The sequence below is a fragment of the Mesorhizobium sp. CA13 genome (assembly GCF_020165235.1).
GTDB lineage: Bacteria > Pseudomonadota > Alphaproteobacteria > Rhizobiales > Rhizobiaceae > Mesorhizobium.
Genome location: NZ_JAIUHS010000002.1, coordinates 544,675 through 567,900, shown reverse-complemented (window position 1 = coordinate 567,900; position 23,226 = coordinate 544,675). Strand labels below are relative to the sequence as shown.

At 61.9% G+C, this 23,226-nt stretch carries 21 protein-coding genes, 1 tRNA gene and 1 pseudogene; 10 read left to right on the top strand and 13 right to left on the bottom strand.

The window, feature by feature from the left end:
- Window positions 1-38: 38 nt before the first annotated feature.
- Complete coding sequence (locus tag LB566_RS08310; RefSeq protein WP_224624019.1) at window positions 39-788, bottom strand: hypothetical protein; 750 nt, start codon at window positions 786-788, stop codon at window positions 39-41.
- Between the two features lie 394 nt (window positions 789-1,182).
- Between LB566_RS08310 and LB566_RS08305 the strand changes: the two genes are divergently transcribed.
- Window positions 1,183-1,272, top strand: a tRNA-Ser gene (locus LB566_RS08305).
- An 853-nt stretch (window positions 1,273-2,125) separates the two neighbouring features.
- Here the strand turns inward: LB566_RS08305 and LB566_RS30480 are convergent.
- From LB566_RS30480 to LB566_RS08295, 3 genes and pseudogenes are all read right to left on the bottom strand, one after another.
- A pseudogene (locus LB566_RS30480) lies at window positions 2,126-2,409 on the bottom strand (SOS response-associated peptidase); the annotation flags it as partial.
- Window position 2,410: 1 nt separating this feature from the next.
- Complete coding sequence (locus tag LB566_RS08300; RefSeq protein WP_224624018.1) at window positions 2,411-3,145, bottom strand: TIR domain-containing protein; 735 nt, start codon at window positions 3,143-3,145, stop codon at window positions 2,411-2,413.
- A gap of 114 nt (window positions 3,146-3,259) precedes the next feature.
- Complete coding sequence (locus LB566_RS08295; RefSeq protein WP_224624017.1) at window positions 3,260-3,832, bottom strand: recombinase family protein; 573 nt, start codon at window positions 3,830-3,832, stop codon at window positions 3,260-3,262.
- A 365-nt stretch (window positions 3,833-4,197) separates the two neighbouring features.
- On the opposite strand from LB566_RS08295, the gene LB566_RS08290 reads away from it, so the two are divergent.
- From LB566_RS08290 to LB566_RS08250, 9 genes are all read left to right on the top strand, one after another.
- The gene (locus LB566_RS08290) at window positions 4,198-6,135 is read left to right on the top strand and encodes a nucleotide-binding protein (protein ID WP_224624016.1); all 1,938 of its coding nucleotides are present in this window, start codon (window positions 4,198-4,200) and stop codon (window positions 6,133-6,135) included.
- A 204-nt stretch (window positions 6,136-6,339) separates the two neighbouring features.
- A complete protein-coding gene (locus LB566_RS08285; protein ID WP_224624015.1) occupies window positions 6,340-6,564 on the top strand; it encodes an alkylphosphonate utilization protein in 225 nt (74 codons plus the stop codon).
- Window positions 6,565-6,984: 420 nt separating this feature from the next.
- Entirely contained in the window at window positions 6,985-7,074 is a 90-nt protein-coding gene (kdpF, locus tag LB566_RS08280) for a K(+)-transporting ATPase subunit F (protein ID WP_015315765.1), read from the top strand.
- A gap of 22 nt (window positions 7,075-7,096) precedes the next feature.
- Window positions 7,097-8,797 (top strand): potassium-transporting ATPase subunit KdpA, encoded by a 1,701-nt coding sequence (kdpA, locus tag LB566_RS08275; protein ID WP_224624014.1) that lies wholly within the window; start codon window positions 7,097-7,099, stop codon window positions 8,795-8,797.
- Window positions 8,798-8,809: 12 nt separating this feature from the next.
- Window positions 8,810-9,040 (top strand): hypothetical protein, encoded by a 231-nt coding sequence (locus tag LB566_RS08270; RefSeq protein ID WP_224624013.1) that lies wholly within the window; start codon window positions 8,810-8,812, stop codon window positions 9,038-9,040.
- The gene (kdpB, locus tag LB566_RS08265) at window positions 9,037-11,130 is read left to right on the top strand and encodes a potassium-transporting ATPase subunit KdpB (protein ID WP_224624012.1); all 2,094 of its coding nucleotides are present in this window, start codon (window positions 9,037-9,039) and stop codon (window positions 11,128-11,130) included. The genes LB566_RS08270 and kdpB overlap by 4 nt, the downstream gene beginning before the upstream one ends.
- A gap of 12 nt (window positions 11,131-11,142) precedes the next feature.
- A complete protein-coding gene (kdpC, locus tag LB566_RS08260) occupies window positions 11,143-11,712 on the top strand; it encodes a potassium-transporting ATPase subunit KdpC (RefSeq protein WP_224624011.1) in 570 nt (189 codons plus the stop codon).
- Between the two features lie 53 nt (window positions 11,713-11,765).
- Window positions 11,766-14,492 carry a sensor histidine kinase gene (locus LB566_RS08255; protein WP_224624010.1) on the top strand — a complete coding sequence of 909 codons (2,727 nt, stop codon included), beginning with the start codon at window positions 11,766-11,768 and terminating at the stop codon, window positions 14,490-14,492.
- Window positions 14,489-15,178, top strand: a complete 690-nt coding sequence (locus tag LB566_RS08250; protein WP_224624009.1) for a response regulator transcription factor — start codon at window positions 14,489-14,491, stop codon at window positions 15,176-15,178. Before LB566_RS08255 ends, LB566_RS08250 begins: the two co-directional genes overlap by 4 nt.
- A 16-nt stretch (window positions 15,179-15,194) precedes the next feature.
- Here LB566_RS08250 and LB566_RS08245 read toward each other — a convergent pair whose 3' ends face one another.
- The 9 genes from LB566_RS08245 to LB566_RS08205 all read right to left on the bottom strand — a co-directional run bounded on the left by LB566_RS08245 (window position 15,195) and on the right by LB566_RS08205 (window position 23,194).
- Window positions 15,195-16,631: an MFS transporter gene (locus tag LB566_RS08245; protein ID WP_224624008.1), complete on the bottom strand. Its 1,437-nt coding sequence runs from the start codon at window positions 16,629-16,631 to the stop codon at window positions 15,195-15,197.
- 179 nt (window positions 16,632-16,810) lie between these two features.
- The gene (locus LB566_RS08240; protein ID WP_224624007.1) at window positions 16,811-17,293 is read right to left on the bottom strand and encodes a DUF992 domain-containing protein; all 483 of its coding nucleotides are present in this window, start codon (window positions 17,291-17,293) and stop codon (window positions 16,811-16,813) included.
- 92 nt (window positions 17,294-17,385) lie between these two features.
- Window positions 17,386-18,393, bottom strand: a complete 1,008-nt coding sequence (locus LB566_RS08235) for a hypothetical protein (RefSeq protein WP_224624006.1) — start codon at window positions 18,391-18,393, stop codon at window positions 17,386-17,388.
- Window positions 18,394-18,402: 9 nt separating this feature from the next.
- Window positions 18,403-19,413 carry a hypothetical protein gene (locus LB566_RS08230; RefSeq protein ID WP_224624005.1) on the bottom strand — a complete coding sequence of 337 codons (1,011 nt, stop codon included), beginning with the start codon at window positions 19,411-19,413 and terminating at the stop codon, window positions 18,403-18,405.
- Window positions 19,414-19,828: 415 nt separating this feature from the next.
- On the bottom strand, window positions 19,829-20,305 hold the full coding sequence (locus tag LB566_RS08225) for a DUF992 domain-containing protein (RefSeq protein WP_140549556.1): 477 nt from the start codon (window positions 20,303-20,305) through the stop codon (window positions 19,829-19,831).
- A gap of 203 nt (window positions 20,306-20,508) precedes the next feature.
- The gene (locus tag LB566_RS08220) at window positions 20,509-21,351 is read right to left on the bottom strand and encodes a tetratricopeptide repeat protein (RefSeq protein WP_140496334.1); all 843 of its coding nucleotides are present in this window, start codon (window positions 21,349-21,351) and stop codon (window positions 20,509-20,511) included.
- Between the two features lie 141 nt (window positions 21,352-21,492).
- Entirely contained in the window at window positions 21,493-21,759 is a 267-nt protein-coding gene (gene rpsU / locus LB566_RS08215) for a 30S ribosomal protein S21 (RefSeq protein WP_010911429.1), read from the bottom strand.
- A gap of 179 nt (window positions 21,760-21,938) precedes the next feature.
- The gene (locus tag LB566_RS08210) at window positions 21,939-22,325 is read right to left on the bottom strand and encodes an SET domain-containing protein (protein WP_140549557.1); all 387 of its coding nucleotides are present in this window, start codon (window positions 22,323-22,325) and stop codon (window positions 21,939-21,941) included.
- 110 nt (window positions 22,326-22,435) lie between these two features.
- Window positions 22,436-23,194, bottom strand: coding sequence for an SDR family oxidoreductase (locus LB566_RS08205; RefSeq protein WP_224624004.1), 759 nt, complete (start codon window positions 23,192-23,194; stop codon window positions 22,436-22,438).
- Window positions 23,195-23,226: the final 32 nt, after the last annotated feature.

Sequence of the window (23,226 nt, the reverse complement as noted above, 5' to 3'; positions counted from 1 at the left end):
CAATCACGGCACGCGAATTGAATCGCGGCCGACGCAGCCTAGCCGGCCGGCCTGCGCTTGCGCCGGTTAACGAGCCAGACGGCGAGAATGCCGCCGGCAATGGCGCCGACCACCAGCCCGGCCAGGCCGATGAAGGCGGCGAAGTAGCCGCACCCACCCTCGAAGCAACTCACATCGGTGACATCGGCGATGAGCGAACCGGCGAGGAATCCGCCCACCGCGCCGACGACCGCGCCGAGGATGATGCCGAGCAGCGCGGCGACAATGGAAACGAAGACCGACGGCGCTTCGGCTCGCGGCTTGGCATAAACGGTCTCGGCGCCGGAGCCGCGGCGCAAAAGGTAGATGCAAAGCAGGCCGATGGCGATCTCGGCGGCGGTGATGGCCAGGCTTCTAGCGGAGAAGACGAAGCCCGGCACGGCAAGTGCGTAAGCGTGACTTGCCAGCAGCCATATGATCGTGGCGGCCTGCCAGACGATGAAGTGGCTGGGGAAGCGCGCCGAACGGCCGAAGGCGAGGCCGAGCAGGTAAAGTCCCCATAGGATGGTGATGACGTCGGCGACGAGCCCGCTGAAGAGGAAATAGAAAACGGTGTCCGGCAGGCCTGAACTCCCCACCAGCCACAAGGCCGACGCCAGCCAATAGACCGACAGGGCCATGACGATGACGAGCCAGCCCACCGGGACGTAGGAAAGTCCGCTGTCCGGCCGTCCGGCCGGGACATTTCCCTCGGCCGGCGGCTGTCCATTGTGCGGCGTACCGCCTGGAATTCCGCTGTTTGACGCCATATCGCGACGATGCCCCCGCAAAGCCTTTCGGACACTCGACAGGCCGCTCGGGACGGAGTCAAGCGCGGCTGGCCTCGCAGCCCATGCCTGCGCACATCATTCAAGCAGCGATTCAAATAGCGGGAGCCCAAACGGATGTTAACGGGAGCCCCAAATGGATGTGCCGGCGGCCCCCATGAACGCCGTGTGGCCGGCAAAGCGAATTGGCCGCCGTTATGGCTTGGCATTCGGCGCCGGATCGACTAGATGAGCCCCGCGCCTGTTGCTTTGACGGCTCAGGTGCGGGCAGGGCGTCCGCTGGTTGGCGGCGCCCGGTGCGGAAGTTCCGCATCCCCAAAGGGAGAGCATCTCCCCAACCCGCGCGGCGAAACCGGCCGGCGCGAAAGGCAAGGACGGAGAGGTGGCCGAGTGGTTGAAGGCGCACGCCTGGAAAGTGTGTTTACGGGAAACCGTAACGCGGGTTCGAATCCCGCTCTCTCCGCCAGACTCTTTTGCTCCAAAAAAGCCGACGATTTCAGTGTCTTATAGCCTCCCCTAAGGCTACTCTCCCGAGACTAGCTCCTGAAGGGCACTTGGATTTGGAGGATACGACGAAGATGTTCCGGGTGTGTGGGGTGCCTACGTCCCTCTGTCAGGAGCCCGCGCCCCAAAGCGTGTAGATGCGCTTAACCTTGTGGTGGTGATGGTATCATTCCCGCAACGAGGATGAGTCGAATGCTGAGAGATGATTTGCCTGACCTAAGACGGACAGTGAAGGGGGCATTAATCCTCCCTGCCCCCGGTGTCGTGTCTAGTGCTGATCTGGTCGCCATGCCGGAAGATAACTGGCGAACACTACGGAATCGGATTTCGGATGGGCATAATGGAGATTCCAACGGCCTCAAAGCCGTCTGTATGTTTCCTGGATGCGGAGGGTCGGTATATGTCTCTGAGAAGCCGAAGGGGAGCCGCCGCTATCCCTACTTCGCGCACCGCCAGGGAGAGGGCCTGGGGGGTGTCCCTGGCACCCCGGCTCTAAGCTGACCCCCGATGAAGCCCGAGCGGCGCAATACAAAGGCAACCAGGTGTCTGCCGCCCATGAGTTCCTGTGCGCGGAGCTAGCTCGCCTAGTGAGGCTGGACACCCGGTTCCAGGCGGTGGAAATCGATAGGACCTACATTGGCGGGGACGATGGGAAGGGGGGGCGCTATCCCGATGTCCGCTTCCGCTGGGAGGGCTTCCCGGAGAGCGTCTTAGAGGTCCAGCTCTCCAATACCTTCCAGCCCGAGATATCCGAGCGGGGAATATTCTATGAGAGTAAGGGCATGCCGCTGCTATGGATACTGCATGGCGTCGAGCCGCGCCTCGACGCCAACATACTGCTGCCAATAGCCGTACTGGGGATTGCGTATGTTGGTGGTGCCGTAGTCCGCTTTCCCCTTCATCCGCTCTACGGGAGTAGGCATGCCCCACAGTAGTTTGCGAGCTCCCGCTCCCCATCCGGTGCATTGCGGACCACCGGGCCGGGGCGGTTGGGATAGGTATCAATGGACGGCTCAAGGTTGCCTAGGATGTCCCGCAAGGTCCGGGTCCACTGGCGGACGGCTTCTTGCGACGTGGTGATGTTGTAGAGGTTGCACATCCTATGGAACGGCAAGCTGATCTCTTGCTGCCAGCATCGAAAGCGCCTTGTCTTTGATAGCTTTCGCCACTTCCGTCAGAGCGTCATCACGATCCGTAAAGCTCGTAATCGACTTACCGTCGGTCGGCGTGGCCTTAACAGAACCGAACACTTCGTCCTGCCAAAGACAATTTCTTGCGATAACCGGGATAACGACTGCTGAACCGCTAACGTCCCTTTCCATGGCGCGTTTTAGCTCGATCTCATTGCAATAGTCCGAGTTTATGAAATCGACACTCACCAACAGGACAATGATATCTGCTGTATCTAAATTGCTTTTTATCGCGTCTGCCCATTTTTCCCCACTCTTAATTCGCCCATCGTGCCATGTCTCCACAATGCCAAGACGATTTAGAGGCGTTAGGTGCTTCAGCAAATCCGCTTTTATGCTGTCATCAATGTGCGAGTAAGAAATGAATGCTTGCAGCGCTTTTGGCTTAGCCCGCGCATCGTGCACAAGACTGATAGTCCCACCCGGCCCCCCTCGCTCAGCCTTTATTAGCCCCTGCTTCCTCAACAGCTCTTTGGTTTGCGTATAGCGTTGTTCCAGCCAACCCAGTTCATCCCGAAGTGCAGCGTTTCGGACAGCAATCTTACCGCCACCCGACATCCTCGTAAGGCACTCAAGAAATCGCTCTTGAAAGGTCCGCCCGGGCCGCCTGACTGTCGTTTGCTTTGCTTTCGCCTGCTTCGCCATCTAACGAATCCCCCCAAATACGAGTCGAACCTCCTGCGAAGACTTTAGGCCGTCAAGGAGAATCGTACTGGATTTAAGCGAGAATGGTGAGGAACGTGGCTTGTGGTCGAAACCTTAAGTTCCAGATTGGCCCGCCAGAATACGGAAGACACTTGCCCGGCTGATTCCAAGCGCTGCCACGATGTCCCCCGCAGACTTTCCCTCAGCCCTGAGGCGCAGCACCTCGCTAGCTTGGGACCGAGCCGTGGGCTGCCTGCCAGCATACTTGCCTTCTGCTTTAGCTCTCGCGATCCCTTCGCGTTGCCTCTCAAGCATTAGCTCCCGTTCGAACTCTGCGATTGAGCCGAGCAAGTTCAACATCAGCTTTCCGGTGGGAGTGGCGGTGTCGAGGTTCATCGCCAGGATGCGAAGGCCTGCCCCCTTCGCCTTCAGGGCCGCTGTGATCGACAAGAGGTCGGCCACAGCGCGTGCCAGCCGGTCCAGCTTGGTCACAACCAACATGTCGCCTTCACGCACCCATTCAAGCACGGCAGCAAGCTGGGGCCGATTGGCCGCCACAGAGGAAATCTCTTCGCGAAACACCTTGGTGCATCCCGCTTGCTCAAGGTCGCGAAGCTGGGCCTCAAGGCCTGCCTTTTGGTCGGTTGTGGAGGTGCGGGCGTAGCCGACTAGTGCGCTTGTGGTCATAACAGTGGTCTCCCATTGGCGATCATGTGAGATCATTATGTGAGACTATCGGACGAGCCGTCCGGTGGAGCTTGTCGCCGGCCTCCCTCATCGTGGGCGAAGGGGATGTGGGCTAGTCAACGTCAATGAGCTTGGGTGAAGACCTTTGATCCTATAGCTGCTAGGAGCGGGCAGGCTCTAAGTCAGCGCTAGGCTCGCACAGGTCAGCAAGCGCTGCGGCGGGAGGGGGCACGGGGGGGAAAGGTCGCCGACGCACTCACGATATGGGGTCTCAAATGTGTGCCCCATTTTTCCTTGGGCAAAGACGATGACGTTTTCCAAGCGGATGGTCTACAGTGGATGGAGGCGACTCGAAGGCGACATGGATGCCCCCAAAGATTAAACCAAAGGTCTTCATCGGATCATCAACCGAAAGCCTGCGATTAGCTGCTGCTCTGCAAGACGCGCTTGACTACGAGACCGAAGCCTTTGTCTGGCACCAAGATGGCTTCCCTCCGTCTAAATATCCCTTGGAGGCGCTTGAAAAGCATCTTGAACAAGTCGATTTCGCTGTTTTCTTTTTTACTCCCGAAGACGTAACATCAACCCGTGGAGCAGTTCGGAGTACCGTTCGCGATAATGTCCTATTTGAGCTTGGGCTATTTATTGGCCGTCTTACGCGCCCCCGAACCTTTATTGTGAAGCCTCGTGGCCTACAACTTGATTTTCCATCTGACCTGTACGGTATTACGCCGGTTGAATATGAGCCAGCTCGCAGCGACGACAATCTTCTTGCCAGCCTCGGACCGGCAGCCCGGAAGATCTTGGAACAGATGCGTATTGAAGGCTCTCGGCTAATAACCTCTGAGGTCGGCCCTGTTGAATCCGATACAAAAGAGGTGACAGCAGCACCGAACGCAGATGGTCCTGGTCCAGACCCTCTAGATGAGCACTCCACGCTTCAAGATTACAATTTTGCCTATTGGGTAGCCACAGCCCAGAAGGACCACGCAAGGCGGCGCAAGGTGGAAGACGCTTTCCTCAAGAGTCCACTCAATGATGCCGGCGAATCTCTGGCCAAATGGGAGGCTTGGGGGGCGTATGTCCGGATGCTTGAAGGAGAGTCTGTGAGTCTGCAAGCCATTCGGGATCAGGTCGCCAAGTTCCCGAATGTTTTGGACCTGCACCGTATTTTGGGTGATGCGCTGAAGCATTATGGGGACGCCGAAGAGGCAATCGGGATTTATCTTGCGGCCTTCGATCGTGCAGGGGATATGGGGCAAGCGACATCCTTTGCTGTCCGGTTGATTGAGACCGCCTCCAAGGCCATGGCCGGCCTTGACTACCTTGGGCTTACTTCTCGACTGCTAACACTCCCGAGAAATGGCCCGAACGCTGAGGCCTCCTTTAGCTACGCGATGAGAGGGGTGGCAGAGGCAATCGGCCTATCACAGATCACACAGGCAATTGACGAGGTGCGTATCAAACTGAATCCCAGCGACAGTAACCTCAAGTTCAGTCTGGCGCATAGCTTCGGCCAAGTGGACGCCGACTTGACCATGCTCTACTATGAGAACATACCGAACCAAGAGCGCAATGCAACGGCGTGGAATAACCTCGGAGTTGCTTATTCCAACCTTCATATGCCTGGGCTGGCCGTTTCGGCTTACGAGACTGCCTCAGACAACGGCGAAACTATTGCGGACGGAAATCTAGCTAACAAGTTGCTAACGGCCGGCTTCTTCGAATTGGCTCGCAGCCAAGCGCAGAAAGCAATCGCCAAGCCAAACCCTCATAACAATGCCGTTGTCGTGCTCAGTTCGATCGCGGAGGCTCAAGCCGAGGAAGAAAAGAAGCGATCAGCCGCCAGAACCAGCGCAGAAAAGAAACAACGCTTTATTCGACAGCTTGGCTTTGCCGCTCTTCAACCAGCCGATGCAACCATCGTTGGTATTTGGCAAACTCCCGATGGCATTCTAGAAGTTGTCGCTGAGACCGATGGCACTTTTGTTGCGCAGGGGGAGTTCGTTAGGGACCTAGGCACGAATGCCATGGGGCTGGGTTCTCTATTCCAACCAGTCGTAGCGCCAAATCTTGAGAAAACCAGCGTTATTGTCCGGCTAACGCGATTTGGCGATGCGTTCGAAGGGACGATCGTCCGGAAGCCAGTGGGGCGAACGACGGCCATTGGGATATTGGGGGCATATAATCAAGAAGATACCATCGCGCTCTTTCCAAAGGGAAATGAAGCACTTCAGGTGTGCATCAAAGGATACAAGCGAGAAGAAGCGGAATGGAGGCGTGTTCCTGCGATCGCTGGCTAGCGAGGCAGCTTGACGGCCTCCACAAGCGCTCTCTTGGCTTTCTCCGGGTCCTGCCCCGCATGCCCTCCGAAGCTTCAGCGTAGGAGGGCGAAATCGCGGCATAGCATCGAGTGATCCTTGGGCGTTCCATGAAAATGCCGCCTCCGAGCCGGTTTTGGAATTCCTGGTGATCTGGTAGTGGTGATCCCGATCACAGGAGATGGCATGCCGGACGATGTAATGGTGCGCGACAGCAACGGCGCTCAGTTGAAGGACGGCGATTCCGTCACCCTGGTCAAGGACCTCAAGGTCAAAGGCACTTCGGAGACGATCAAGCGGGGCACGTTGGTGAAGAACATTCGCCTTAACGGCAATCCCGGTGAGATCGAATGCAGTACCAGGCAAGTGAAGGGCCTGGTGCTCAAAACCGAGTTCGTAAAGAAGGCGTGACCCTCAAGGCCGTTGAGCCGCAGGGATAAAATTGCGTTTGCCGGCGACGAGGCGCGTCGTCGGCCAACCTAGCCACCCCTTACGACTGGAGCGCTTGGGCGCATTCACAACTTCAAATTCATTCCGCCGAAAATCTTTATAAAATTCCTATTTCTTTCCGCTTTGCCCCGTCTCGAACCTTTATGGCGATCGGGTCCATATTCCGCTTTGAGAAAAAACGTCGGACGCCGTCACCAATCCAAGTGGGCGGGCCGTTTTTCATGTAATCGCCAAGCTGCTTCGAGCGGGCGCAAAGTGGAAAAATGGAAGCAAGGACAAGCACAATGGACATCATTGTTCTCGGGATAGGGGTTTTGTTTTTCGCCGTGTCTTTCGCTTACGTCAAAGCCTGCAACAGAATTTGAGCGAAGGGATCGAACCATGCTTGTCGATTACATCCTCGGTGGCGGCGTGACGTTGTTCCTGCTCGCCTACCTGACATACGCCCTCATCCGCCCGGAACGCTTCTGACCGGCGCATGGAAAGCCACATCATGACTATAAACGGATGGATACAGATCCTTCTCTATTGCGGGATCCTGGTTTTGCTCGTGAAGCCGCTGGGCGGCTACATGCATCGCGTCTTCAGCGGCGACCGCACCTTGCTGTCGCCGGTGCTCGGCCCCGTCGAGCGCGGTCTTTATCGCTTGGCTGGAACCGGCGACCACGAGCAGCACTGGACGGGCTATGCCGCCGCCATGCTGTTCTTCAACCTTGCCGGCTTCCTGGCGCTCTATTTCCTGCAGCGCCTGCAAGGCGGCCTGCCCTACAATCCGGCCGGCATGAGCGCGGTCGAACCGGGGCTCGCCTTCAACACCGCCGCCAGCTTCATGACCAACACCAACTGGCAGAACTACGGCGGCGAGAGCACGATGTCCTATCTCGTGCAGATGGCCGGCCTCACCGTGCAGAACTTCCTGTCGGCGGCCACCGGCATCGCCATCGCCATGGCTCTGATCCGCGGCTTTGCCCGCGCCTCCGGCAAGTCGATCGGCAATTTCTGGGTCGATATGACCCGTGCCACGCTCTACGTGCTCTTGCCGCTCTGCGTCGTGCTCACCCTGGTCTATGTCTGGCTCGGAATGCCGCAGACGCTGGGAGCCTATGTCGGCGCCACCACGCTCGAAGGCGCGCAGCAGACCATCGCCGTCGGGCCGGTCGCCTCGCAGGTCGCCATCAAGATGCTCGGCACCAATGGCGGCGGCTTCTTCAACGCCAATGCCGCGCATCCCTTCGAGAATCCGGACGCCATCTCCAACCTGATCCAGATGCTGTCGATCTTCGCCATCGGCGCGGCACTCACCAACGTCTTCGGCCGCATGGTCGGCAACCAGCGCCAGGGCTGGGCAATCCTGGCCGCCATGGGCGTGCTGTTCATCGCCGGCGTCACCGTCTGTTACTGGGCGGAAGGCGCGGGCAATCCGCTGGTCCATGCGCTTGGCATCGACGGCGGCAACATGGAAGGCAAGGAAACCCGCTTCGGCATCGCGCTTTCGGCGCTGTTCGCGGTCATCACCACGGCGGCTTCCTGCGGCGCGGTCAACGCCATGCATGACTCGTTCACCGCGCTCGGCGGCATGATCCCGCTCATCAACATGCAGCTCGGCGAAGTCATCGTCGGCGGCGTCGGCGCCGGCTTCTACGGAATGCTGATGTTCATCCTCATCGCCGTCTTCGTCGCCGGCCTGATGGTCGGGCGCACGCCCGAATATCTCGGCAAGAAGATCGAGGCCAAAGAGGTCAAGATGGCGATGCTGGCGATCCTGTGCCTGCCGCTGGCGATGCTGGTCTTCACGGCCATCGCGGTGCTCCTGCCGAGCGCCGTGGCATCGATCGCCAATGGCGGTCCGCACGGCTTCTCCGAGATCCTCTACGCCTATACGTCTGCGGCGGCGAACAACGGCTCGGCCTTCGGCGGCCTCACCGGCAACACGCCCTGGTACAACATCACGCTGGGCGTCGGCATGCTCATGGGCCGCTTCCTGGTCATCATCCCGGCGCTGGCCATCGCCGGATCGCTGGCGGCGAAGAAGACCGTGCCCGCCTCGGCCGGCACGTTCCCGACCGACGGCCCGCTGTTCGTCGGGCTGCTGGTCGGCGTCATCGTCATCGTCGGCGGCCTGACGTTCTTCCCGGCGCTCGCCGTCGGGCCGATCGTCGAGCATCTGGCCGCCATCCACGGGCAGACATTCTGAGACGGAAGACTCTTGGCTGAAACGGAAATGTCCTGGTTCAACAACAGGCATCGCAACGATCACCATCCCGCCGACAACGGAAAGGAGGAACGGCCTCCTCCTTTCCCCACGATGTCGACATTCCTCGGCATCGCCGGCGTCATGATCGTTCTGTGGTTGCTAGCCTACGGGCTTCCGCATCTTCTTTCGGCATCCGACCGCTCGGTGCCGCCCACCAACACCGAAGCTGGAGCTTCAAAATGAGCCAGTCGAAATCAGCCAGCATCATGGATGCCGGCATCCTGTGGCCCGCCATCGGCGGCGCCTTCAAAAAGCTGAACCCACGCACATTGGCCAGGAACCCGGTAATGTTCGTCGTTGCCGTCGTCTCAGCGCTGACATCAGTGCTTTTCATCAAGGACCTCGCCAGCGGCGGCGGCAATCTCGGCTTCACCATCCAGATCATCATCTGGCTGTGGTTCACCGTGCTGTTCGCCAACTTCGCCGAAGCCGTCGCCGAAGGCCGCGGCAAGGCGCAGGCCGATTCGCTGCGCAAGGCGCGCACCGAGACCCAGGCCAAGCTGCTCGCCGGCGAGGACCGGACGAAATTCAAGCTGGTGCCCGGCACCAGCCTGAAGGTGGGCGACGCCGTGCTGGTCGAGGCCGGCGACATCATCCCCTCCGACGGCGAGGTGATCGAAGGCGTGGCTTCGGTCAACGAGGCGGCGATTACGGGTGAATCTGCCCCCGTCATTCGCGAATCCGGCGGCGACCGCTCCGCGGTCACCGGCGGCACGCAGGTGCTCTCCGACTGGATCCGCGTGCGCATCACCGCCGCCGCCGGCCACACCTTTCTCGACCGCATGATCTCGCTGGTCGAGGGCGCCGAGCGCCAGAAGACGCCGAACGAGATCGCGCTCAACATCCTGCTGGTCGGCATGACGCTGATCTTCGTTCTGGCCACCGCTACCATCCCGAGCTTCGCTTCCTATTCGGGCGGCTATATCCCGGTCACGGTGCTCGTCGCTTTGTTCGTGACCTTGATCCCGACTACTATCGGCGCGCTTTTGTCGGCCATCGGCATCGCCGGCATGGACCGTCTGGTGCGCTTCAATGTGCTCGCCATGTCCGGCCGCGCCGTCGAAGCGGCCGGCGACGTCGACACGCTTTTGCTCGACAAGACCGGCACGATCACGCTCGGCAACCGCCAAGCGACCGAATTCCGGCCGGTGAAGGGCGTCACCGAGCAGGAACTGGCCGACGCGGCGCAGCTTGCCTCGCTCGCCGACGAAACACCGGAAGGCCGCTCGATCGTCGTGCTGGCCAAGGAGAAATACGCCATCCGCGCTCGCGACATGGCGACACTGCACGCCACCTTCGTGCCCTTCACCGCGCAAACCCGCATGAGCGGCGTCGACATAGACGGCTCCTCCGTGCGCAAGGGCGCGGTCGATTCCGTGCTCGGCCATGTCAACCAGACGACATCAGCCAGCCACGCGACGCGCCCGAACAGCGATACGATCAGGGATTTGCAGGCGATCGCCGACGAGGTCGCCAAATCGGGCGGCACGCCGCTTGCGGTGGAGCGCGACGGGCGCCTGCTCGGCATCGTGCACCTCAAGGACATCGTCAAGGGCGGCATCCGCGAGCGCTTCGCCGAGCTGCGCAGCATGGGCATCCGCACGGTGATGATCACCGGCGACAACCCGATGACGGCGGCGGCGATCGCAGCCGAAGCCGGCGTCGACGACTTTCTTGCCCAGGCGACGCCGGAGGACAAGCTGAAGCTGATCCGCGACGAGCAGGCCAAGGGCAAGCTCGTCGCCATGTGCGGCGACGGCACCAACGATGCGCCGGCCCTTGCCCAGGCCGATGTGGGCGTCGCCATGAACACCGGCACGGTGGCCGCGCGGGAAGCAGGCAACATGGTGGACTTGGACTCCGATCCGACCAAGCTGATCGAGATCGTCGAGATCGGCAAGGCGCTGCTGATGACGCGCGGCTCGCTAACCACCTTCTCCATCGCCAACGACGTGGCCAAGTACTTCGCCATCATCCCGGCCATGTTCGCCGTGTTCTACGTCGCGCCCGGCCAGACCACAGGTCCGCTGCAGGCGCTCAACATCATGCATCTGGGGACGCCGCAGAGCGCCATCCTGTCGGCTATCATCTTCAATGCGCTGATCATCATCGCACTAATCCCGCTGTCGCTGCGCGGCGTCAAATACCGGGCGATCGGCGCCGGGGCGCTGCTCAGCCGCAACCTGCTCGTCTACGGCCTCGGCGGCATCGTCGTGCCGTTCGCCGGCATCAAGATAATCGACATGGCCGTCACGGCCCTCGGTCTTGCATAAGGGATCATTCCGATGCTCAAGCAAATCAGACCCGCGATCGTCATGATCGTCTTCTTCACCGTGCTGACAGGGCTTATCTATCCCATCGGCATGACCGGCATCGCCCAGGCGCTGTTCCCGAAACAGGCCAATGGCAGCCTGATCGAGAAGGACGGCAAGGTGGTCGGTTCCGAACTGATCGGCCAGGCCTTTGCGAGCGACCGCTATTTCCACGGCCGGCCCTCTGCCGCCGGCAATGGCTATGACGCCGGCGCCTCCAGCGGTTCCAATCTTGGTCCGACCAATCCCAAGCTGATCGAGCGCATCAAGGGCGACGCCGGGAAGCTGAAGGCCGAAAACCCCAATGCGCCGGTTCCGATGGGCCTCGTCACGACATCGGGCAGCGGGCTCGATGCTGATATCAGCCCCGACGACGCTTATTTCCAGATTCCACGTGTCGCCAAGGCAAGGCGCATCGATGAAGCCAAGGTCAAGGCGCTTGTCGACAGCCATGTCGAGGACCGGGAACTCAGTGTCCTGGGCGAGCCGGTGGTCAATGTGCTGGCCCTTAACCTCGCATTGGACGACACCGCCAAGCAATGAAGAACAGCGCCGGGGATCGACACCGTCCCCGGCGCCGTTCAAACTGGATCCCGATGCCGGACGACAGAAGCAACGTCGAAAACAGACCTTCCCCCGACGCGCTGCTCGAGCATGCCGAGCGCGAGGGCCGCGGGCGTCTGCGCATCTTCCTGGGCGCGGCACCGGGCGTCGGCAAAACCTACGAAATGCTGATGTCGGGACGCGCCAGGCTGGCCGACGGCATCGACGTGGTGATCGGCATCGTCGAGACGCACGGCCGCAAGGAAACGCTGGCCCTGGTCGAGGGCTACGAGGTCATTCCCCGGCGGCCGGTCGAATACAAGGGGCGCACCCTCGACGAGATGGACATAGACGCCATCCTGGCACGCCGCCCGGCACTGGTCCTGGTCGACGAACTCGCCCACACAAACGCGCCCGGCAGCCGCCACCCCAAGCGCTATCTCGACGTGCAGGAAATCCTGGCGCGCGGCATCGACGTCTACACGACGCTCAACATCCAGCATGTCGAAAGCCTGAACGACGTCGTCGCCCAGATCACGCGGGTCAGGGTGCGCGAAACGGTTCCCGATTCCATCATCGACCAGGCCGACGATGTCGAAATCATCGATTTGACGCCCGACGACCTGATTAAGCGGCTGGAGGAAGGCAAGGTCTATTTTCCCAATACCGCCCAGCGCGCCATCGAGAACTATTTCTCGCCAGGCAATCTGACGGCGCTGCGCGAGCTGGCGCTACGCCGCACCGCCCAGCGTGTCGACGAACAACTGCTCAACCACATGCAGTCCCATGCCATCCAGGGCCCATGGGCGGCGGGGGAAAGGGTGCTCGTTTGCCTGGACGCGCGTCCGGGCGGGGCGGCGCGCGTGCGCTATGCGCGCAGGCTGGCCGACCGGCTCCGCGCCCCATGGACGGCGCTTCATGTCGACACGCCTCGTTCGGCCGCCATGTCGGAGGAAGAGAAGGACAGGCTGGCGACCCATCTGCGCCTTGCCGAGCAGCTCGGCGCCGAGGTGACGACCATTCCGGGCCAGAACGTCGCGCAGGACATCGTTCGCCATGCGACGGCGAACAATTTCACCCATATCGTGGTCGGCAGGCCGACCCGGTCGCGCTGGCGGGAATTGATCGAGGGCTCGCTCACCTATGATTTGATCCGCAATGCCGGCGACATCAGCGTCCATGTCATTTCGGGAACCGAGCGCGATACCGACGCAGCATCGAGAAAAGTCAGGACGGCCGCCGAGCAGCGGCCGTTCCAGATATGGCCATATCTGTTCGCCACGGCCTATGTCGCGGGGTCGCTGGCCGTCGGCACGGTTCTCGATCAGTTCCTCGACGTGCGCAATCTGGCGATCGTGCTCTTGCTGGCGGTGCTGACATCGGCGGTGACATTCGGACTGTGGCCGGCCCTGTACGCCTGTTTCCTGAGCGCCCTTGCCTTCAACTACTTCTTCCTCGAGCCGCGCTACACGCTGACGATCAGGGATCCTGAGAGCATCGTTGCGTTTGCCGTCTTCCTTGTCGTTGCCGTCATCGCCAGCAACCTGACGGCGCGCGTGCAGCGCCAGGCTGCCGCCGCCCGCTCACGGGCGCGGGCAACTGAGGATATCTACCTGTTCTCCAAGAAGCTTGCCGGCGCCAACTCGCTCGACGACGTCCTGTGGGTCACGGCCTTCCAGATCGCCTCCATGCTGAAATTGCGGGTCGTGCTGCTTTTGCCCGAAAACGGCGCCATCACCGTCAAGGCGGGCTATCCGCCCGACGACACGCTGGCCGAGGCCGATATCGCCGCGGCCCGCTGGGCCTGGGAGCACGACCGCGCCGCCGGCCGCGGCGCCGATACGCTGCCCGGTGCGAAGCGGCTCTATCTGCCGCTGCGCACCGGACGCACGGCGGTCGGCGTGGTCGGCCTCGACAACGATAAGCAGGGTCCGCTGCTGACGCCCGAGCAGCAGCGGCTGCTCGACGCGCTGGCCGACCAGGCGGCGGTCGCCATCGAGCGCATCCAGCTCGTCGCCGATGTTGACCGTGCCAAGCTCGCGGCCGAGGCCGACAGGCTGCGCTCGGCGCTGCTTACCTCCATCTCTCATGATCTAAAGACGCCGCTCGCCGCCATCATGGGCGCGGCCGGCACTCTCAGGGAGTTCGCACCTGATCTGCCCGAACAGGACCGGACGGAGCTATTGTCGACGGTGGTCGACGAAGCGGAACGGCTGAACCGCTTCATCGCCAATCTGCTCGACATGACCAAGATCGAATCCGGTGCGATGGAGCCGAACTATGCGCTGCACTATGTCGGCGACGTCGTCGGCACCGCACTCGACCGCGCCCGCAAGATCACCAGCGAGCACAAGATCGAGGTCGACATTCCGCCCGACCTGCCGATGCTGAAGCTCGACCCGGTGCTGTTCGAGCAGGTCCTGTTCAACCTGCTCGACAATGCATCGAAATATTCGCCGCCCGGTTCGACGATCCGCCTGCAGGGCTGGACCGACATCGGCTCTGTCGTGCTTCAGATCATGGATGAGGGATTGGGCATCCCTCCGCAGGATCTTGAGCGCGTGTTCGACACTTTCTACCGGGTGCGCAAGGGCGACCAGGTGCGCGCCGGCACCGGGCTCGGCCTGTCGATCTGCCGCGGCTTCATCGAGGCGATGGGCGGCACGATCTCGGCCGCCAACCGGACCGACCGTTCGGGTGCTGCCTTCACCATCAGGATGCCGGTGCCGGCGGAACTGTCCGTCAATCGTATCGGCTCCAGCGCGGATCAGCCTCGATGACCAATTCGAACAGGATACTGGTCGTCGATGACGAGCCGCCGATCCGCAAGTTGCTCCGGGTCGGCCTCGCCAGCCAGGGCTACGCGGTCAGCGAGGCACCGAACGCCAAGGCGGCTATCGAGCTGATGGTGCAGGAAAAACCGGATCTCGTGCTGCTCGACCTTGGCCTGCCCGGCATGAGCGGCCACGAACTGCTGCGCAAATGGCGCGACGACGGCTTCGACATGCCGGTGGTCATTCTCTCCAGCCGCACCGACGAAGCCGGCATCGTCGACGCGCTCGAACTCGGCGCCGACGATTACATCACCAAGCCGTTCGGAATGAACGAGCTGGTGGCGCGAATCCGCGTGGCACTGCGGCACAGATTCCAGCAGCAGGGCGAGAGGCCGGTGTTCCAAACCGGCGATCTTTCCGTCGACCTGGTCAAGCGCATCGTCAAGGTCGAGGGCAAGGAGGTGAAGCTGTCACCCAAGGAATACGACATTCTGCGCATTCTCGTGCAGTATGCGGGCAAGGTTCTCACGCACCAGTTCCTGCTGAAGCAGGTGTGGAACGATTCGACCGACGTGCAGTATCTGCGGGTCTATGTCCGGCAGTTGCGGCAGAAGATCGAGAAGACGCCGGACCAGCCGCGCTACATCACCACCGAGACCGGCGTCGGCTACCGCCTGCGCGAGGTCGAATGAGCGTTGCCTGGACTGATCAGCTGACAGCCTCCGGTAGCCGACTCGTGGCCGTCGACGTCCGCAACGCCGCCAGGCAGCCGACCATGCCGAGCGGCACGAAGGCGAGGAACAGCCAGGTTGCCACATCAGCCGCCGCGTCCTGGTTCAGGCCTTGCGAAAAGCCGCTGGCATTGGCGACGATGCCGGCAAGGGCGGCTCCCACCGCATAGCCGATACGCTGCATGGTCGGCACCGCGGCCGAGGCGATGGTCTGCTCATCTCCCGGCGCGGAGGCCACGATGACGCGCGTCAGGAACGGCCAGGCAACGCCGAAGCCGCCACCCTGCAAAAGGGCGCATACCAGGATCAGCGGAATCGAGCCGGAGGGGATCGTGTAGGCGAAACCAGCGAGGCCGGTTGCGATCATCAGGGCACCGACGATGATGATCGACCTTTCGCGCTCCTGTGGCGCGTTGGCGACGAGGATCGACAGGATGGACCAGGCGATCGATTCGGCGGCGATGATGTAGCCGGTGGTCAGGAGCGGGACGTGGTGCAGCGTGGTCAGGAGCAGCGGGCCGTAGATGGCAAAGGAACAGGTCGCCACCGAGAAGGCGGCGACCATGGTCATGCCGCTGCCGACCGGCGTGCGCCACGAGAACAGCCGCGAGGGGAAAAGCCGAGATCTCGGCTTCAGCGCATCGATACGGAAGAACAGCACAAGGCCGACCAGGCCGAGCACCATCAGCACCGACGAGCGCAGCAGAGCGATGTCGACGCCCGCCGAGGCGATCAGCACGACGGCGACGGCAAGGCAGCCAAGCGCTATGAACGGGAAGGGTGGTGCCTTGCCCGCGCCGGCACTAGGCCTCGTCGCTTCCGGCGTGTCGAGCACGACGAAGCTCGCCAGCGCCATCGCCGCACCGCCGAACACGAAGATGCCGAAGGCCCAGCGCCATGACAGAAGCTCTGTCATGATCGCGCCAAGCATCGGCCCGCTGAAGGCGGCGACGCCCCAGATCGCCGACATGATACCGAAAAGCTGCGGCCAGATGGCCCGCGGAAACAGCCGCTCCACCGAGACGAAAGCCAGCGACACCAGCGCGCCGCCGCCCAGGCCCTCGATCAGGCGCCCGGCCAGGAACAATTGCATCGAGGGCGCGGTGGCGCAGATCAGCGCGCCGGCCGCGTAGAGCAGGGCCGCGACCACCATGTTGGTGCGCAGCGCCACATAGCTGACCAGCCGCCCGGCCGCGGCACCGGCGACGATGGCGCCCAGTTCGTAGATCGCCAGCGACCAGCCGACGAGTTGCACGCCCGCCAGTTCGCCGATCATGGCAGGCATGACGGTCGCCACCATCGTCTCGTTGGTGGCGTGCAGCAGGATGCCGAGGCTGATGAAGCAGAAGCGCGCGAGATCGCCGCTCGCCCACAATGCGCGCCAGTCAACCCTGTTTGTGCTGATGTCGGTCACTTCGGTCCCTCGAATTTTCATATCCCGATGCAAACGCGTGGCGCCAGGAGCCAGCTCGGGGGTCCGGCAGGACCACGGTCGGATGGGTTTGTAGAACCTCAACCAAGCTTGAGCTCAAGCGATTTTTTTGGACATGTTCGTGATGCCCGCATCCCTGGCCCGCCGGCATCGCCGGCCGATCAGTTCTCCGTGCTGCGCAGCTGGAACTGGCTGACACCGATGGCGAAATTGATGCCGGTCTGGGTCTGCAGGCTGAGCGGCTGCAAGGTGAAGGCCTGCGAGGAGCCGCCAACCAGCAGATTGGCACCGGCGCCGACGGTTGCCGTCACCTCGGCGCTGGCGCCGACATAGTCGCGGGCCAATGCGCCCGGCGCGTAGATGTTCTTCAGCGGCGTCAGCACCAGCCATCGCATCACCGCCTGCTTGGTCGTGCCGATGTCGAGGCCGTATTTGTTGACGGCGCCGAAATAGGCTTCCGGCGCGAAAGTCTTGTCGGCAGGGGTGAAGGTGCAGCTCAGATCCTTGCTCGAGCCGAAGATGAAGCCGGTGCCGCCCGATATGGCGCATTCAAGCGTGCCGAGCTCGATGCCCTGGTCGTGTGCCTGGGCCAAGGCGGGGCTAGCGATGGCAACGATGGCAGCAAGGGTCATTTTGCGTGTCATGGCCCCTCGTGCATTCGCTGCAGCCATTTTCGAGGAGCAGATGACGCTGCTTCGCGAGCGAAGGGAAGATGAGGTCGTCACCGGATGCCAGGTCAGTGCACGGGATCCGGTCGGTGATCGTCGGGCTTTGGCCGGCAACCGTCTATGGCGGGATGTATCGTCCACTGGTTCTGAGGCTCCTGCTGGGATGCGACGGTCAATGGCGATCCTGCCGTCTCAACGGCTTCACACCAGCGGGCGGGGCTGCCGTCGGGAACCGGAGATTCGTTCCAGCTGCCGTTCCAGGTGCCGATCTTCTGACAGTGCTTGATGGGATGGATTTCGTTCCAGCCGTCATGTGCCGAATCGTAGACCCACGTTCCCTTGACGAACAGGATGTCCGCGCCGCGGCGCGTCGGATCGTTGACGTGAAGATCGCCGAGATTCTCGTCGAGATCCGTCGGATTGGCTGTGTCGAGCAGGCCGACTATGCCGCCGACGATGACGATGACCGCCGCGATGAGCGACAGGACCGCGCAGGCGATCCAGCCGAAGAAGGGAATGGCGCAAGCAACCGCGGCGGCCGTGGCGACTGGAATTGCGGCAAGGCAGGCTATCATGAGGTCGTAGACGCCGGCCCCTTCGAACTCGCAATGCAGCACCGCGGTCGGGTCGTCATTGGCCCATTGGCGCGCTTCCTGACCTTTCCAGTCGAGGCCCGCGCCCTGGATCGCAGGCGTGTTGGCGATCAGGCGTCCAAACGGCGCTATCTTTTCGGCCGTTGCCTGGTTGGTGAATTCGACGACATTGCCCGGCACCAGATTGAGACTGTAGTCGGTGTCGAACCGGTCCAGGCCCGACTTCTCCTCCGGCGGATCGACCTTGAGCAGCCAGCCCACCGCGCATTCGTCGCCACCGAGACAGATCAGCCGGTCGTAGAGCCACCAGCGGCAATAGGCCAATATGGCCGCAAGCGCCACCAGCATGGCGGCCGGTCCGGGAAGGGCGCCCACAAGGATGAGCGGCAAAGCGACCACGGCCGCCGCTATGATCATCTGCCCGTATTGTTTGCCGTGGTGATTTCCGACCGATACGCATTTGGTGTAGTGCCGATAAGCCATGGCGACCCCCTATCGCTCGACATAGAGCGTCACGCCGCCGGCGAGGCCGCGGGCCGAGAAAGCATGAACGTTGATTGCCTTGCGGCCGGTGAAACCGGCTGGCGGTTCAATATTGACAGTGACAGGGATTTCCTCACCCGGGGCAAGGTCCGCTTGTGCGGGCTCGAACGTAACAAGCCAGCCGGCGGGCAAAGGATGCGATTGACGGGTGTGGCCGGCAGGCACTGCCGCGATGGTGCCGGGGAAGGTGCGCAAGGGCCGGCGACGCGGCCTCGGGCGAGGGCGCGGCTCACAGACCGGCAATTCAGGAATGGAATAGGCATCCGCCTCAAGACGAAATCCCATCCTCTCCCGCTCGCCATTGCGCAGGCGAAATTCAAATCTTGCGGGCGAATGGGCGACACCGACGGTGGTGTTGTCCTGGCCTAGGTTGTTGTTCGGGTTCGCATCGTCGAGCCAGTCGAGCAGGACCTGGATGCAATAGTGACCAGGCGCTGCCGGAGTTCGCCATTTGACCGACGCGAAAGCCGGATGGTTGGCCCCGCCCTTGACGCCGAGATCGGTCCTGGTCTCATCGATCCAATGCGACACCGTGCCGATACCGAAACTCAGATAGGAGAATTTCACCGGCAGATCGACGACCGGGGCCTCGGTCGAGTTGTTCCAGATACGGGCGACGATTTCATATTCGGTGTCGGGCGCCAGCATATGTGGTGCGACAGGATTGCCGCCGCTTCGGATCTCGATGTCGGGGTTGTCCCAGGTGACGGCGAGGCCCTGGCCCATCAAATAATACTGCGCGTAGATCAGGGGATCCGGCCGTTTGTAGGCGGGGTCGCTGATCTTGACGCAACGTTGCGGCCCGCTTCGGTCCAACCGATCGGGGAGCTTCATTCTTTCGCAGAGCAATCTGGCGAGGGCGCAGATCCGGGCAGCGATCTGGCGCAGGTTCGATGGCCACTCGGTGAACGCGTCGGCGAGCGCGTTCAGGAAATCCAGTATTTTGGGGAGCGGGTTCATGGCCAGTCCGCGGCCATTTCGTCAACGTCGCTGTCGACGCATGAAAAACCAGATAGCGGCAATCAAGAATGGTGCGAGTATCAGAAGAAGTTCGAAGGATCCCGACCCGCCATCGGGCGAAAATCCGAATAACTGCTCGATGAAATCCATCACGGCCTCCGGCAGCTGCAACAAAATTGCATTCGACGATGTCTTTACATCTGCCGGAGCTCGCACGCATTTTCGCGCAGAGCCAGCAACATTTCCGGTTGGTAGCACAGAACGAGCAAGTCTTCCATCGACAATAATTTCGTTCTGCTAGCTTGCCCTGGTCACAGCAGCTCGCAAATGCAAAGCGCGCGGCGGAACCAAGTCCACCGCGCGCTATTTTGATCATCGCGCGGTTGCCGTCCGCGCCGAGAAGATCAACGTGCCGTTACTTGAGAGAGTGGATCAGCTCAAGCGAGGTCACGGCAACGGCCAGGTTGACGCCGGTCTGTGCCTGGACGCTGAGCGGCTCCAACATGAAGGCGCTGTCGAAGCCGCCGACCAGCAGATTGGCGCCGCCGCCGGTCACGACGCTCGCCTCGGCATTGACGCCGTAATAGCTGCCGGCAAGGTCGCCCGCGTCGCGGTCACGGGTCGCGGCAAACACGGCCCAGGCGAGCTGGCCCTGGTGCGTCTTGCCAACATCGACGCCGAGCTTGGAGATGACGCCGGTGTAAATCTCGGCCGGACCGTGATGATAGGGGCGGAAGACGCAGGACACGCCCTTGTTGGACGTCACGATATAGCCGGTGCCGCCATCGATGGTGCAGTCAAGCGTGCCGAGTTGCAGCCTGCCGGCGCTTGCCGGTGCAACAGCGAACATGGTCGTGGCGAGCGCAGCGGCGCAGACGAGTTTCTTGATCATGGGAGGTCCTTTCGCAAATTGCATCAAAGTAACGGCTGGCTGGCCAGACCGTTCCGCTGAAACCTTGGCGCGAACAAGGCAGGCGATCACGGCCTGCAGCGGGGGTTAACGCGCGGTTGCCGGATTGATGGCAATCTGCAGCGATGCGTGTCCTTTTGGACACGCATCCGACGCGTGGGCTTGGCCGGGATTGCCTGATCGCGTCAGCTGACGCGGGCGAGGCCGTCCTTGGCAGGCTGGTAGGTCGGATCGAGCCGAACGGCTTCGCGGTAGGACTTGGCCGCCTTGGCCTTGTCGCCACGCCGCTCATAGATCAGCGCCTGGTTGGACCAGGCCTCGGCGTTCTTGCCGTCGAGCTTGATGGCCATGTTGAAATCGGAGAAGGCATTGTCCTCGTCATTGGTGGCGAGGTAGGAAAGGCCGCGACCGTTGTATGGCTCGGCGGCGTCCGGGGCCAGCGAGATGGCGGTCGAGAAATCCTCGATGGCGAATTTGTGCTGGCCCTGGCTCTGATAGATCAGGCCGCGATTGTGATAGGCGCGGGCATCGGTCGTGTCGAGCTGGATCGCCTTCTGGAAGTCGTTGAAGGCTTCCTGGGTGCGGCCGGCCTTGCGGTAGAGATTGCCGCGGCCGATATAGGCGGCATCGTAGTTGCCGTTGATCTGAATCGAGCGGTTGTAGTCCGCCAGCGCTGCTTCCTGATTGCCGAGGAAGCGCTGGATGAGCGCACGGTTCGAATAGGCCTGGTAAAAATTCGGGTTAAGCTGGATGGCCTGGTTGAAATCCTTGAGCGCCGCCTGGTACTGGCCGCCCCGGCCATAGGCCGAGCCGCGCACATTGTAGCCTTCAGGATCCTGCGGATTGCGCTGAATCACCGCCGACAGCGAGGAGATGTTCTCGCTCGACCCTTGCGCCTTGTCGATGTTGTTGAACTCGCCGGTCGGGCCTGACGTCTGGCAGCCGGCAAGCATCAATCCGGAAAGCAGGGCTGTCGCCAGGGCAAAGCCACGAAATGTGGTTTTGCTCTCCACGCTGATTGCGTTCATGTCTGCCCTGTCCTCACTTGCCGCGTCATTCAGGTCCGGATCCCCCCTCCGGGCCGGGTCATATCAAAATAAAAAGGTGGCGGCGATTCCGCATCGCGCCACCTCTGGTATCCTTCGAAAAGGACGAAATATTGGCGCTGGTCAGCGCGGCGGACGCGCTGCACCGGCTGCACCGCCGGCAGCCACTGGACGCGGCGTCATCGGCAGCAGGCCTTCGCGCTGGGCGCGCTTGCGGGCCAGCTTGCGGGCGCGGCGTACGGCTTCGGCCTTTTCACGGGCGCGCTTCTCGGAAGGCTTCTCGTAGTGACCGCGCATCTTCATTTCGCGGAAGATGCCTTCGCGCTGCATCTTCTTCTTGAGAGCGCGAAGCGCCTGATCAACATTGTTGTCGCGGACGAGTACCTGCACGGGCAATCCTGTCTTTCGGGTTTGATATCAACAGGCAAGCGGCCATAGCCACTAGCCTCCGCGGCGATTTACACCACGAATTGTGGCGGCTGATAGCAGAATCACGCCGCGCTGTCCACAGCCGAAATGAAGGGAGGCGGCCAAATCGCCCGGCGGTCGCTCACAAGATAGGCAGCCAACTACGCGGTGGCCAGATGCAACCGCTCAAAATCCTCGAAGAATTCGCCATAATCGCAGGTTATCTCTTCGCCCGCCGCTATGTCGCGGGTCGCGGTTGCCCCGCCATACTGCGAAAAGTCGGTGTTCGGTGTCGCCGAATGGTTCATGAAGCGGCCATTGTCGACCTCATAGACCATGAAGCCTGGCCGGTCGGGGCTGGGATAGGCATAGCGGTCGAGCAGTTCCCTCAGATGCGAGGGTGCCGCCTGGTATTTTTCCAGCGGGATGAGGCGGTCGAAATCCGGGTCGAGCCGCCAGATCGAGGCGCCTTTCCTGATCGGCTCGGCGGCGAACACGCCGACGCCCTCGATTGCGCTTTGGGCGACATAGGTTCTGATCAGCAGCATGGTTCCGGCCCGTTTCCAAGGAGAGAACGGAATCGTCAATTCGAGCCCAAATGCAAGCCCGGATTGCCACATCGCGGCCGCGTCGATCCGCATGCCGGCGCCGAAACCGTTCACGTCCGGTTGATTGACACGCCGCCGTCGGCGAACAGCGCGGTTCCGGTGGTGAAGCTCGATGCGTCGGAGGCAAGATAAAGCGCCGAGCGGGCGATCTCTTCCGGTTCCGCGACACGCTTCAAGGCATGCAGGCTTTCCACGAAAGCGCGCGACTCGGGTGTCTTGAAGGTGGCGGCCGGCGTGTCGGTGCCGCCCGGCAGCAGTGCGTTGACGCGCAACCCCTTCGGCCCGTATTCGGCGGCCAGCACTTGCGTCAGGCCGATGAGGCCGGCCTTGGCCGCGGCATAGGCGGCCATGCCTGGCATGCCGGCGGTATAGCCGACGAAGCTGGAGGTGAAGACCAGCGATCCGCCGCCGCGCTCCAGCATCGCCGGAATCTGATGCCTGGCGGCCAGATAGGCGCTGGTCAGATTGGTATCCATCGTGTCGTGCCACGACGCCGGCGGCAGGTCCGGCAGCGGCGCCATCATGCCGACAGCGCCGGCATTGTTGAATGCAATGTCGAGACCACCGAAGCTGCCGGTCGCAAGATCGACCAGCGCCTTCGCATAGGCTTCGTCCCTGACGTCCCCGGCAAGAGCGATCGCAGTGCCGCCGGTCTCCACGATCTCCTCGACAAGCCTATCGAGCTCGGCCTGACGGCGCGCGGCGGCGACGATCTTGGCTCCTTCCTCGGCAAAGAGCTTTGCAGTGGCGTGGCCGATGCCGGAACTGGCGCCGGTGACGATGGCGATCTTGTTGGCGAGTGCGAGCATGTTTCTGTCATCCTTCCGCTAAGCCGGCCTTG